Annotated in this window: 12 protein-coding genes; 1 reads left to right on the plus strand and 11 read right to left on the minus strand. The window is 55.0% G+C overall.

Annotation, left to right across the window (positions count from 1 at the left end):
* The first annotated feature begins 147 nt into the window (after positions 1–147).
* Complete coding sequence (locus RT613_RS00580) at positions 148–984, plus strand: MurR/RpiR family transcriptional regulator (protein WP_313612131.1); 837 nt, start codon at positions 148–150, stop codon at positions 982–984.
* On the opposite strand, the gene RT613_RS00585 is transcribed toward RT613_RS00580, so the two are convergent.
* The 11 genes from RT613_RS00585 to RT613_RS00635 form a co-directional block, all read right to left on the minus strand.
* Positions 981–2,552 (minus strand): FGGY-family carbohydrate kinase, encoded by a 1,572-nt coding sequence (locus RT613_RS00585; protein WP_313612133.1) that lies wholly within the window; start codon positions 2,550–2,552, stop codon positions 981–983. The two genes, RT613_RS00580 and RT613_RS00585, sit on opposite strands and share 4 nt — an antisense overlap.
* A gap of 54 nt (positions 2,553–2,606) precedes the next feature.
* Positions 2,607–3,320: an HAD family hydrolase gene (locus RT613_RS00590; RefSeq protein WP_313612134.1), complete on the minus strand. Its 714-nt coding sequence runs from the start codon at positions 3,318–3,320 to the stop codon at positions 2,607–2,609.
* 15 nt (positions 3,321–3,335) lie between these two features.
* Positions 3,336–4,817, minus strand: a complete 1,482-nt coding sequence (locus RT613_RS00595; protein ID WP_313612135.1) for a mannitol dehydrogenase family protein — start codon at positions 4,815–4,817, stop codon at positions 3,336–3,338.
* A gap of 65 nt (positions 4,818–4,882) precedes the next feature.
* On the minus strand, positions 4,883–5,884 hold the full coding sequence (locus tag RT613_RS00600) for an ABC transporter ATP-binding protein (protein WP_313612136.1): 1,002 nt from the start codon (positions 5,882–5,884) through the stop codon (positions 4,883–4,885).
* A gap of 11 nt (positions 5,885–5,895) precedes the next feature.
* Positions 5,896–6,720: a carbohydrate ABC transporter permease gene (locus RT613_RS00605; protein WP_313612137.1), complete on the minus strand. Its 825-nt coding sequence runs from the start codon at positions 6,718–6,720 to the stop codon at positions 5,896–5,898.
* A gap of 11 nt (positions 6,721–6,731) precedes the next feature.
* Positions 6,732–7,604 (minus strand): sugar ABC transporter permease, encoded by an 873-nt coding sequence (locus RT613_RS00610; protein ID WP_313612138.1) that lies wholly within the window; start codon positions 7,602–7,604, stop codon positions 6,732–6,734.
* 164 nt (positions 7,605–7,768) lie between these two features.
* Complete coding sequence (locus RT613_RS00615) at positions 7,769–9,082, minus strand: sugar ABC transporter substrate-binding protein (protein WP_313612140.1); 1,314 nt, start codon at positions 9,080–9,082, stop codon at positions 7,769–7,771.
* A gap of 140 nt (positions 9,083–9,222) precedes the next feature.
* Entirely contained in the window at positions 9,223–10,176 is a 954-nt protein-coding gene (locus RT613_RS00620; protein ID WP_313612141.1) for a sugar-binding transcriptional regulator, read from the minus strand.
* Positions 10,177–10,411: 235 nt separating this feature from the next.
* Positions 10,412–11,230: an ABC transporter permease gene (locus RT613_RS00625; RefSeq protein ID WP_313612142.1), complete on the minus strand. Its 819-nt coding sequence runs from the start codon at positions 11,228–11,230 to the stop codon at positions 10,412–10,414.
* Positions 11,227–12,177 (minus strand): ABC transporter permease, encoded by a 951-nt coding sequence (locus RT613_RS00630; protein WP_313612144.1) that lies wholly within the window; start codon positions 12,175–12,177, stop codon positions 11,227–11,229. The genes RT613_RS00625 and RT613_RS00630 overlap by 4 nt, the downstream gene beginning before the upstream one ends.
* A gap of 58 nt (positions 12,178–12,235) precedes the next feature.
* Positions 12,236–13,771, minus strand: coding sequence for an ABC transporter substrate-binding protein (locus RT613_RS00635; RefSeq protein ID WP_313612146.1), 1,536 nt, complete (start codon positions 13,769–13,771; stop codon positions 12,236–12,238).
* Positions 13,772–13,850: the final 79 nt, after the last annotated feature.

The following is a 13,850-nucleotide window of genomic DNA, read 5'->3' on the forward strand; positions in this document are numbered from 1 at the left end:
ATAATTTGTAAATGCAACACCCAAGATTTGGCTTGAAAAAAAGCATCTTCTAATTTAATGTTTATTCCATGACAGCTTATGGGGGAAATAGTTTGCCAACTTATGCGGCACGCTCCCAAAAGTGTCGCGATCGACAGGCAAACGGCGTTGGAAAACCTCCTCTTAAAACTGACCCGGCTTTTGAAATTCGGAACGCCTTCCGAGCGTAGAATCGCAAAATATCTTCTCGAACATCTTGCAGAATTGCCATTCGAAACAGCCGCAACGCTCGCACAACGCCTCAATCTCAGCCCGATGACTGTAGGTCGTTTTATCCGCTCACTCGGGTACCAGCAGTTCAGTGACATTCGCCAGCATCTGCGCGATCCAGCGTCGCTGAAATTGACCGAAACCGATATCGTGGCACCCAAGCAGCCCGACACGCCGGAAAACGCCCTCTCCGCCCTGCTGCTACAGCAGGTGCAATCCATTCAGAATGTCTACGATCTCTGTCGTCAGCCAGTCTGGCAACAGGCACTGGACGCCATTGCCGCAAGCGACGACGTATTTATTGCCTCGTGCTGCGACAGCTTCTGCATAGCCGATTACCTGCATTCGAAGTTGCTGGAACAGCGTTGCAACGTGCAACGCCTGAAAGAAAAGGGTGCCGGATACGTCGCACTTTTTGATGGCAAACCGGACACCACAACGCTGATCCTTCTGGATTGTGGCGGCAATCCCGGCCATTTGCAGCGCCTCGGACAGGAAGCGGTCAAAACAGGTTACACCGTGGTGCTCATCACTGGCCGCTATTACGAATGGGGTCCGGGAAGCGCTAGCATCTGCCTGATGATACCACTTGTACCAATGGCAGATCATGGCAGTGCCATTCAGCTTCTGTCGATGATTGATTTTCTGGTCTGCGCGCTGACCAAACAACTGCAAATCGGCAATGATGACCGCAGCCAGCGCATGCTTGAATTAAGCCGCACGCTGTCGTTCTAAAGCGCGTCCAGTTCTTCACGGTGTCGCTGCATGACCATGAAGCGACGGTAATCCCTGTCGTAATTGCCTGCCAGCTGCGTGTTTGGCATGCACACACTACCAGCCGAATGCATGGCCTTGCCAGCCTGGAAAAGATCGGCATGTACACCGCCAGCAGACGCCGCCGTCATCGCCGTACCCAACAGCACCGCATCCACCGTTTTCGACAGCACAATGTTGCGGCCCGTGACATCGGCATAAAGCTGCATCAACAGCGAACTGTGCACATGGCCTCCGGTCACATGCAGCGTGTCGATATGATAACCCGCATCTTCCATGGCTTCGAGAATATGGCGCGTGCCGAGGGCAATCGACACGGCGGTGCGCCAATAAAGCCGGCACAATCCATCAAACGACATATCAAGCGTCAGGCCACTGATCACACCCAGCGCGTGTGGATCGGCCAGAGGCGACCGGTTGCCATGGAAATCGGGAAGCACGTGCAATCGGCTGGCAAAATCGGCACCCTCCAAAGCACGAAGCTGCGCAACCCGTTCCTCGATGCGCTGATGAAGGGAGGTTTCCGGCTTGCCACCGGCCGCGTGCATTTGCACGATGAAATCAAGCAGACCGCCGCTGACTGACTGCCCACCTTCCACCAGCCAATGACCGGGCAACACACAATCCCAATATGGCCCCCACAGGCTGCGCCCCGGTTTTGGTTTTTCCGAGAACGCAACAAGGCAACTCGAGGTGCCGGCAATCAACGCTGCATGTTTTTCAACATCATCCGACAGGCAACCACCCAAGGCACCAAGTGCTCCGGCATAGGCATCGATCATTCCGGCCGCCACCTTGCAGCCCGTATCCAGCCCTAACTGCTCGGCCGCTTCGGCAGAGACAAACCCGACACTTTCCCCAGGTCCTATTGCCGAGGATGGCAGACTGCCACGGGGCAACAGGTCTTCAAGACCGGCCATCGCAAGATAATCGTTGGACCAACCACCATCATGCGCCAGAAAGTTCCACTTTGCCGTCAACGTGCAAAGGGAACGGTTGGCAGAACCGGATGCTTTCCAGGTCAAAAAGTCAGCAAGATCAAAAAAGTAACCGGATCGCGCCCAGGTTTCCGGTAATTGCTTTTTCAGCCACATCAGCTTGGGGATTTGCATCTCAGGCGAGATGGATTGCCCGGAAAATGCCAGCACCGGATGGTCGGACGCGGAGAGATAGTCGCTTTGCGCAAGCGCGCGGTGATCAAGCCAGACAATGGTGTCGAAGCGGTCTTCGCCAGTGACCGATACGGAAACCGGCTCGCCCTTCGGTCCCCGCACAACAAGCGAACAGGTTGCATCAAAGCCGATGGCCGTGACCTGCTCAGCCCTCACTTTGGCAGAATTAAGCGCTTCTCGCACACACCGGCATACCACTTGCCAAATTTCGTCCGATTGATGTTCGGCATGGTTTTCCTGCGGCCGGTTCATCGAAATGGGATGGGCAATACGCGACAGCAAAATACCATCCGCCGTAAATACGCCCACGCGCGCGCTGCCGGTGCCAACATCGACCGCAACGAGAAATTCACGCATATGGATAATTCCCACCCCTTGGCACCATTCGAAAACCGGACCCTGAATCAGGCTTCAAGAACGCATCGGTCTTTCACTGGTTGCATGACCGCTTTTTGTAAATTGATCGACAAGGTGAACCAAATCATCCATGTCGTCAAACACCGCGTGCGGTTGCAGGAGTTCAATTTTTTGGCGAAATGCCGGAAAGCGGGCATGACTTGCGCCGGTAAAGGCAAGAACTGTCATGCCTGCGGACTTGGCGGCGATGATGCCGGCGGGGCTGTCTTCCACCACGATACAATCTGCCGGGTTGGCTTGCATGGTGTCTGCCGCATACAGGAAAAGGTCAGGGGCAGGTTTGCCATTCTTGACCATGGTCGCACTGAATATATGCGGCTCGAGTTTGTCCAAAAGCCCGGTCAGCCCAAGGGAAAAACGAATGCGCTCGGGCTGGCTTGATGAGGCAACACAGCGACGGCATTGCAAGCTGTCTATCGCCTGCCCCACTCCGGTCACGGGCTTTAGGTCAGTGCGAAAACGCTCATAAAGGAGGCTTCGCATATGATCGAGAAAATCAATATCGGTTTCGACGCCATAGTCGTTCCACAACGTGGAAATCATGCTGGTGACGCTGCGTCCGAGGAAGCGATCATATGCGTCTTCTTCTGAAATGTTGACGCCAAGATGCGTCAACATTTCGATCAGCACAGCAATTGACAGCGGCTCGCTGTCAACGAGGACGCCATCGCAGTCGAAAATCAGCAAAGGAATGTTTTCGATTTGCATGGCACATCTCTTTCGTCAGCTGACGAGCTTGTTTTGCATATAAAGTTCCAGTGTCTTTGCCGTACCTTGGCTCCACAACGTCTGCAAGGCATGGCTGAAGCGTTTTTGGAAAAGTTCCGATTTGGCAACCTCACCGAAAATGTCATCGAACACGAGGAACGCGGCTGGATCATCCTTGGCCTTGACGGCGGCTGCCTGCAGACGCTCAGCGCTGGCATCGTTAAAGACGATCTTCTGGCCGCTATCCGACGTGCCATAGAAGTAACGGCACCAGAGGGCGGAAACCAGCGACAGGCCGACAATATCCTCTCCGCGGGACAGGCGATCTGCCGTGGATGGCAGGATAAACTTCGGCTGTCGGTTGGAGCCATCCTGCGCCAGACGCGGAATGGTGTCGCCAATCTTCGGATTGGAGAAACGACGCTCGATCAGATCAAAATAGGAATTGAGATCGGTATTCGGCACCGGGGGGATAACCGGGATGATTTCGTCTTTTTCCAGCTTGGCAAGGAAAGCACGGATCAACGGGTTTTCCATTGCCTCATGCACGAAGTGAATGTCCAGCAGCGCAGCCGGATAGGCAATGGCCGCGTGACCGCCATTGAGAATACGGATTTTCATATGCTCGTAGGGGGCAACCTCCGGCACGAACTGCACGCCGACCTTTTCGAGCTTCGGGCGACCAGCCGGGAAATTGTCTTCCATCACCCACTGCTTGAACTCTTCGCAGAAGACCGGCCAATTGTCTTCAATGCCGAAATCGTTGCGAGCAATGTTGATCTCTCGCTCACCCGTTGCAGGGGTAATGCGGTCGACCATTGAATTGGGGAAGGCAACATTGGCTTCGATCCATGTTGCGAAAGCTGGATCGGACAGTTTTGCGAGGCCAACCACCGCGTTTTGTGTCACCTTGCCATTGTGCGGAATGTTATCGCAGGACATTACGGTGAAGGGATGGATGCCGCGCTCCTGGCGGACCTTCAAACCGGCCACGATAAAACCGAACACCGTTTTTGGTGTTGCCGGATTGCGGCCGTCCTCGGCGATTGCCGGATGCGCCGGGTTAAATGAGCCGGACGCATCGATAAAGTAACCACCTTCGGTGATCGTCATTGAGACGATACGGATCTTGGGATCGGCCAATGTCTCAACGATGGTGTTGATATCACCAACTTTCAGAATATCGATCATCGGGCCAGTGACGCGGGCGGCGGTGCGATTGTTGTCCTGCTCGACCACCGTTGTGAGGAAATCCTGCGCAGCCAGCTTTTCCCGCATGGCCGTATCGGACGGCAAAACACCGGCACCAACAAGTGCCCAGTCATGGTCCTGACCTTCATTGAACAGGTCATCCAGATAAACGGCCTGATGGGCGCGGTGAAAATTGCCGACACCGAAATGGACGATGCCAGCGGAAAGCTGCGCACGGGAATAGGCAGGAACAGAGGCGGTGGCTTTTACCTGATCGAGTGTTGCCAGAGAGAGTTTATGGGTCATGGGACTATCCTCGATAGGAAAGGTTATTCTTGATGCCGGCCGCCCAAAGGCGGCCAGGGCTTTCATCAAACGATAGCAACACCACGCTCGTCGAAACGATGCAGCTTGCTCTCATCCGGGCTTAAGAAAACGGTGTCGCCATGCTTGCACTGGAATTCACCACCGGCACGCGCCGTGAGATTGCCAATGCCCTCGACATCCAGATGCAGGAACGTGTCCGATCCCAGATGTTCAGCGACCATGACCTTGCCCTTCCACAGGCCATTGTCATGCGACAGCGAGATATGTTCGGGCCTTACGCCAACCGTCACAGCATTCTTGGATTGGGCATAAGCACCCTTGAAGAGGTTCATGCGTGGCGAACCGATAAAGCCGGCCACAAACAGGTTGGCAGGCGTCCGGTAAAGTTCCATCGGCGAGCCGACCTGCTCGATGTTACCGCGATTGAGCACTACGATCTTGTCGGCCATGGTCATGGCTTCCACCTGATCATGGGTGACGTAAATCATCGTTGTTTTCAGCGTGTTATGCAGCTGTGAGATTTCCAGACGCATGGTGCCACGTAGTGCCGCATCCAGGTTGGACAGCGGTTCGTCAAACAGAAAGGCGGAGGGTTCACGCACAATGGCACGGCCAATGGCAACACGCTGGCGTTGACCACCGGAAAGCTGCGACGGGCGGCGTTCCAGATAATCGGTCAGGTTCAGAATATTGGCCGCATCCGTGACCTTCTTGTCGATGGCATCCTTGTCCATCTTGGCCATTTTCAGCGGAAAACCGATATTGTTGCGCACGCTCATATGCGGGTAAAGCGCATAGGACTGAAACACCATGGCGAGACCACGTTCTGCTGGTGCCCGTTCTGTTACGTCCTTGCCATCAATGATGACCTGGCCACCGGACACATCTTCAAGCCCGGCAATCAGACGCAACAGTGTGGACTTGCCACAGCCGGAAGGACCAACGAAAACCACAAACTCACCATCGTTGATATCAAGGTCGATGGATGGAATGACCTTGGCCTCACCAAAGGCTTTCGAGACTTTTCTAAGAGAAATGCTGCCCATTGTTTTTATCCTTATTTGACCGCGCCGAAGGTGAGGCCGCGAACGAGTTGCTTCTGCGAAAACCAGCCAAGGACGAGGATGGGAGCGATCGCCATCATCGATGCGGCCGAAAGCTTGGCCCAGAACAAACCTTGGGGACTGGAGAAGGAAGCAATAAATGCGGTTAATGGAGCTGCATTCGTGGTCGTCAGACGAATTGTCCAGAATGACTCGTTCCATGCGAGAATGATATTCAACAGCAGTGTTGACGCGATGCCTGGCACGGCCATTGGTGTCAGCACATGCACGATTTCATTCCAGAGCGAAGCGCCATCCATTCTGGCAGCTTCGAGAATTTCACCCGGAATTTCGCGGAAGTATGTGTAAAGCATCCACACCACGATCGGCAGATTGATCAGCATCAGCATGATGGTGAGGCCAATGCGTGAATCGAGCAGGCCGGCATCGCGGAACATCAGGTAAATCGGCACCAGCACCGCAACCGCCGGCATCATCTTGGTGGACAGCATCCACATCAGAATATCCTTGGTGCGTTTGGTCGGCGAAAACGCCATCGCCCATGCTGCCGGAATGGCAACGATCAGCGCCAGAACGGTCGAGCCAACCGAAATGATGACCGAGTTCATGAATGGCTTGAAGTAGTCACGCTGCGTGTTCACGGTCACGTAGTTTTCAAACGTGCCCGACGGCCACAGGCTAAAGCCGGCAATTGCCTCGGGTTCAGTTTTTATGCTGGTGATGAACGCGTAGAGAATGGGGAAAAAGATGATCAACGCAACCGCCCAGGCGGCAACTGTCAGACCGATTTTTCGTCCGGTGGTAATCTGGCGTGCCATGACAAAGCCTCCTATCGGTCCAGGTTTTTGCCAACGGCGCGCATCAGGAAGATGGCGACGATATTGGCCAGAACAACGGCGATGATACCGCCAGCGGAAGCCCCACCCACATCATATCCCAGCAGGGCCGTGCGGTAGATGAGGAAGGCAAGATTGGTCGATGCGTAGCCGGGGCCACCATTGGTCGTGACAAGAATTTCCGCATAGACGCCCAGCAGGAAGATCGTCTGGATCAGAATGACAACTGTGATCGCACGCGCCAGATGCGGCAGCACAAGATAGATAAACCGGTTGATGAAGTTGGCGCCGTCCATTTCGGCGGCTTCCTTCTGCTCACCGTCAAGCGACTGCAGAGCCGTCAGCAGAATCAGCGTCGCAAAGGGCAACCATTGCCACGCAACGATGATGACGATGGACAACAGGGGAAATTGTGCAAACCAGTCGACCGGCTGAAACCCGAACAGCCTGTTCAGGTCCGCCAGCACCCCGTAGCCGGGATGCATGATCATGTTTTTCCAGATCAGCGCGGCAACCGGCGGCATGACGAAAAACGGGGAGATAATCATGATGCGCACGATGCCCTGCCCGAAAATGGGCTGGTCAAGCAACAGCGCAATCGCAATGCCACCGACAACGGTAATCAGCAGCACGCCACCAACGATCACCAGCGTGTTCCAAATCGACTGGAAGAAGGCGGGATCGGTGTAGAAGAACTTGTAATTGAAAAGACCCGCGAAGCTGACATTGGCCGGGTTCAGCAGGTTATAATTCTGGAATGAGAACCAGAGCGTCATTGCCAGCGGCACGATCATCCAGATCAGCAGCAGCAAAACGGAGGGCGCCATCATCACACGCGCCAGGTTTTTTGTATTTTGCGTAGCCATCGATGCGGCTCCCTCCCAATGACGTTACGTGTTCAACGAGCAAACAACGTCTGGCGTTTTCTTGTTTTGAACGGGTGTCAACGCAGGCCCTGCCGAACCGCTTCCAGCGGCCGGAGCATGCCCGCTGCCCGGCAACATGTGCCGGACAGCGGTCTTCAGGAGGATTACTTGATGTAACCAGCGCGGGTCATTTCGCGCGTTGCGGTGGACTGTGCACCGGCAAGGGCGTCATCGACGCTGGACTGGCCTGCAACGACAGCCGAGAAAAGCTGGCCAACCGTTGTACCGAGCGCCTGGAACTCAGGGATCGCCACGAACTGGCCACCTGTGTACAGCACCGGCTTCACCGTTGGTTTGGTGATGTCAGCCGCATCCATCGCTGCAAGTGTTGGCTCAGCAAAAGGAGCCGCCTTCTTGTATTCTTCGTTCTTATAGAGCGAGGTGCGCGTGCCCGGAGGAACGTTTGACCAGCCTTCCTTGGAAGCGACAAGCGCGGTGTAATCCTTGCTTGTTGCCCACGAAATGAACTTCTCAGCCGCTTCGGATTTCTGCGAGCTGGCAGGAATTGCCAGGTTCCAGGACCACAACCAGTTGCCGTGGTTCTTCAGCTCACCCTGCGTTGGGAAGATGGCATAACCAACCTTGTCAGCAACGGTTGAATCCTTCGGGTTAGACACGAAGGATGCAGCAACCGTGGCATCAATCCACATGCCGCACTTGCCCTGCTGGAACAAGGTCAGGTTTTCGTTGAAACCGTTGGAAGATGCGCCGGCCGGGCCAGCATCCTTCATCAGGTCAACATAGAACTGAAGAGCGTTTTTCCATTCCGGCTGATCGAACTGCGGCTTCCAGTTTTCATCAAACCAGCGGCCACCAAAGGAGTTGGTCAGAGCGGTGATGAACGCCATGTTCTCACCCCAACCAGCCTTGCCGCGAAGGCACATGCCGTTGATATCGGCAGAACGGTCGGTGATCTTGCGTGCCGCATCGCCAATGAATTCCCAGGTCGGGTTGTCCGGCATTTCCAGACCAGCTTTTTCAAACAGGTCCTTGCGATACATGATCATGGCGGATTCGCCGTAGAACGGAGCCGCATAAAGTTTGCCTTCAACCGAAAGGCCGCCACGGATAGCAGGCAGAAGATCGTCAACGTCGTAGTTGTCACCAAGCTTTTCGAGAGGCAGTAGCCAGCCCTGCTTGGCCCAGATTGGAACTTCGTAGTTACCGATCGTCAGCACGTCATACTGGCCACCCTTGGTAGCAATATCGGTGGTGACGCGTTCACGCAGAACGTTTTCTTCAAGCGTGACCCATTCAAGCTGGATATCCGGATTCTTCTCGGTGAAGTCCGCCGTCAGACCCTGCATACGGATCATGTCGCCATTGTTGACGGTTGCGATGGTGAGGGTTTCGGCCGAAGCCATGCCCGCAAAGGCGAGCGCCGAGCATGCGCCCAGCAAAATTGTTTTCAATGTCATATCTTCCTCCCAGAAGAAAACTGAGCATTCGCTTTGCTCCAGGGCAATTACTCACTTACTGCAACATAAAGTCAACCCCCGTCCTGTCACAATGATGCGACCGGCAATTAACAACATGAAAAGGAAAGATAATTTTTTGCTCAGCGCGCGAGCAAATATTCAGCAGCGCGTTCGTCGGTAATCAGACCGTTGAGCAAACGCCCTCGCAAAGCAGCCAGCATCGGCAGTTGTTTGCGTGTCCCTTGAGCAATACCGATCACCACTGACGTGTCTCTCGAGGGCAGCGGCACACTGGCAACCCGCTGGTTGACAACGTTGTCGAGAATGTGTCCCTTCTCGTCATACATCCAGCCACAGATTTCACCGGCTGCCCCTTGCGCAACCAGCGCCTTCATCTCATCTACTCCGAGGAACCCGTCTAGACAAAGGGGCGCGTTCTCGCCCATTTCACCCACACCGACAAAGGTTACGTCAGCGGCGGTGCCAAGTGCTAGCGTCGATCGAACAAGTGGTTGATCATGCAACAGTTCTCGCTCTTCCGCAGATGAACACAACACAGGCAAAGGCATTGGAAAATGCCGCGCCTTGATGGCATCAGCCATGCTGAAGATGACGTTGTAATAGGCGGCTGAACCATCCGGCCCAATATTGCCCGTCAAGGACACGATGCGATGTTGCGGGCACTCCATGGGCGGCAATTGGTCCACTGCCGCCTTCAGGGTTCGCCCGGTTCCAACGGCCAGAACAATCGGATCAGGACGTTTCAGCCAGCGCTCGATTTCTGCGGCAGCTGCCTCCCCGATACCAACCGTGGTGGATATTCCCTCTGGGTCACTTGGAACCACCTCGATATATCTGAGATCGAATTTCTTGCGCAGGGCTTCTGCCTTTTCAAGGCAGGCGGCGATAGGATGATCAAGCCGTACCTTGATCAGACGTTCGGCAACAGCCAACGATACTAGGCGCTGCGCAGTCTGACGCGAAATGCTCATGGCAGCAGCAATTTCATCCTGCGTCCGACCGGCGACATAATAGAGCCACCCGGCCCGTGCCGCATCATCCAGACGACTGCCAGTCTCGGATCGCTTTGCCATTCACAAGCGCCTTTCTCAAGAATCCTGCCCCGTTTGCTGCCATTTTTTGCAGCCTGCTGTCAAACAGAGCCTTCAAGGATACGCCTGAAAAACAGGTACCGCCATGGCCTTGTCAGCAAAGAGGTGTCAGGAAATATGAACAGAAAAATCCCGTCTGCAGACTTCAGAACGAGAAAGGAAAACAAAGACATAGCGCGTCAAATGATTGTAAGAAAGTTCACTACGCAGGTTGAGATTAACGTGCGCGCGGATCCAGCAGATCACGAAGTCCATCTCCCAACATGTTGAAACCAAGAACGGCCAGTGCGATGGCAATGCCGGGCATGATCGCAAGCCATGGTGCGACACCGAGATAGGTTTGCGCTTCCGATAACATCCGCCCCCAGGTTGGAGTTGGTGGTGGCATGCCAAGCCCCAGGAAACTCAAGCCGGTTTCAGTCAGTATGGCAAGACCAAGCTGGATGGTCACCTGCACGGTGATGATATGGGCAATATTGGGCAGGATATGGGTCCACGTGATCTGCATGCGGTTGCGCCCCATGGCAACAGCTGCGGTCACATAATCGCGGGTCCAGATCTGCAAGGCAGACCCAAGCGTCAACCGCGCGAAAACCGGCACCATGAACACGGCAATGGCGATGATGGCCGTAAACCGCCCTGCTCCGATAAACGCCCCCAGCATCATCGCCGAAAGAATGGGTGGCAACGCAAAGATGATGTCGCACAACCTCATCACCAATGTTTCCGTTATGCCGCGTTTGGCCGCAACCACGACGCCGATAAGCGTGCCGACACTGGCGCCCAGCGCAACGGCAATCAAAGATATGGAGAGTGAATTCCAGGCACCCACCATCAGCATGGACAGAATATCCCGGCCGAAATGATCCGTGCCGAGCAGCCCTTCGACAAGCGGTGGTTTCAGCTTGTTGGCGATCTGCATTTTTGTTGGCGAATGCGGTGTCCAGAACAGTGAGAGCACCGCAATGCCAAGCAAAAGCGCGGTGATCACGAAACCGATCAGGAAAATCGGACGACGGGCAGCAGATGGGTTCATGCGGTTTGCGCCCTCAAACGAGGGTCAATCACCAGATAGATCAGATCCACCAGGAAATTCATGATGATGACCAGCGCGCAGAACAACATCACCACGCTTTGCATGACGATGATATCGCGCTGCGTCAGCGCCTGATAGGCAAGCCGCCCAAGCCCCGGCAGGTTGAACACGTTTTCGACCAGCACAGTACCGGCGATCAGAAAGGTGAATTGCAGACCAATCATCGTCACCACGGGCACCAGTGCGTTGGGCAAGGCATGTCGCCAGATCGTCGCTGCTTCGCTCAACCCCTTGGCGCGGGCGGTACGGACATAATCCTCGTTTAACACCTCCAGGACTGCCGAGCGGCTGACCCGCGTCAAAACACCGGCCTGCGACAGCGCCAGTGCCACGGCTGGCATGGCAAGCGCTTGGAGGCTGGCAAACACACCAGCCTGCCATCCGGGAAAACCGCCGGCGGGCATCCAGCCAAGCAGGGTCGAAAACAGGATGATCAACAATAATCCGACCCAGAAGCCTGGCACCGCGATGCTGATATAGGAGAACAGACCAACCATGACATCAAATGCCCGGCTGCGGTTTCGCGCGGCATGAACACCAAGCGGCAGGGCAATAAGAATGGACAGGACGATCGCCATCAGCGCCAGCGGTACGGTGACTTTCAGCCTTTCAAAAATCAGACCTGTCACCGGCACGCCATAGGTCATGGATTGCCCAAGGTCACCCTGCAAAACGCCAGCCAGCCAGTGCAGGTAACGAATGGGCAGCGGCTGATCCAATCCCATTTGCTGCTGCAAGGCTGCGAGCGTTTCGGGGCTTGCAGATGTGCCGAGCATGATCGCCGCCGGATCACCCGGCAAAAGCCCCATGACAAAAAAGATCAGCACGGAGACCACGACGATCGTCAGGAGCAAGTTGAGAAGCCGGCGACCGACGAGTTTCAGCATATCAAACTGTTCCACACCCTATCGGTCAAACCGCGGCCCTCAGCCTGCATGCCCAATTTTACTCTTCCCAATATACGTCGCTGAGCACGTTGGATGGAATAGGCTCATTTTCCCAAAGCCCTTTCAGCTTGCCATCCCATACACCAAGCTTCGGCATGACGAACAGGAAAAGCGCTGGCACGTCTTGTGCCAAAATTTCTTGGGCATCTTCATACAGAGCGTCCTGCTGGGCAATGTCAGCTGTCAGCTCAACGTTGCGAATGATCTCGTTGAAGGCCGGGTTACGATAGTTGAAGTAATAGGGATCACGCGAATAGATATCGATATCCATCGGTTCGGCATGCGCGACAATGGTCATGTCATAGTCGGCAGCCTTTAACACATCAGAGACCCACTTTGCCGGAAATTCGGTCGTCTCGATGTTCATCGTCACACCGATCTCGGCAAACATCGCCTGCAAAATCTGCGAGGTACGCTGGGCATAGGCCATTTGCGGCGCCTTGATGGTGAAGGTCAGACCATTGGCATATCCCGCCTCGGCAAGCAGTGCCTTGGCCTTTTCGGGATCGTAGGGGTACACACCTGTCTTATCGACAAACGCACGATCATTGGGCGTGTAATGGCTACCAATTGCGGTACCAAAACCCGACCACGCCCCTTCGATGACGGTTGCCCGCTCCACCGCCATCATCAAGGCCTGCCGCACACGCTTGTCGTCGAACGGTTTGCGGGTGTTGTTCATTCCGGCGACAACCTTCAATTCGGTATTGCCAATAACGGTCACCAGCCTTTTGTCGCCCTCAAATGAATTCATCAGTTCAGGCGCACCAAATTCCGGAAAGGCGTCGACATCGCCAGCCTTCAAGGCTGCGGTCTGCGCTTGCGGATCGGTGATGAAACGGAAAGTCGCCGTTTCAAGCCGGACCGAGGCGGAACGGTTCCAATAGGCTTCGTTGCGCACCAGATCCACCTTGTCGCCCTTGGCCCAGTTTACGAACTTGAACGGGCCAGTCCCAATTGGCGTGGTCTTGTTGTTTTCGGCAGATTTCGGTGCAACCATCACCGATGCTGGCCACCCCAGCCAATAAAGCAGACTGCCCGCCGGTTGCTTGAGTTTGATAACCAGTGTGGTCGCGTCAGGCGCCTCAATCTTGTCGATCGATGTGAAGAAACGTTTTTGTGGATTGACCGATGCCTCTCCGCGCGCGCGGTCAAGCGAGAACATGGCAACGGTGGAATCAAAGACCTCACCATCGTGAAACGTCACGCCACTGCGCAGCTTGAAGGTGTAGGTCCTGCCATCATCAGACACCACCCAGCTTTCGGCAAGCTGCGGCTGGATCTTGCCGTCGCGGTCAATTCGGACCAGACCTTCAAAAATATTCTGCCAGGTCACCTGCCCGATGGCAACAGGTGCGGCGATGGTCGGATCAAGGCCTGCCGGCTCAATGCCCATCCCCAGAACGAGTGAGGTTTTGGATGCTGCAAAGAGCGGCATCGGCGCGAAAGAAAGTGCCAGAGCACCACCAAGCGCAAGACCAAGCGCCAAATGCCGGGCCAGCCGCGCTGGCTGCGAAAAATAACTGCGCATCATCATCCCCCGTTGGACAACAGCCGGCCTCTTTAACCCCGGCTGCGATTTTCAAATATGCGATTACATTTTGTGTTCATCG

The sequence above is a fragment of the Agrobacterium sp. genome, assembly GCF_032092815.1.
In the GTDB taxonomy this organism is placed as follows: domain Bacteria; phylum Pseudomonadota; class Alphaproteobacteria; order Rhizobiales; family Rhizobiaceae; genus Agrobacterium.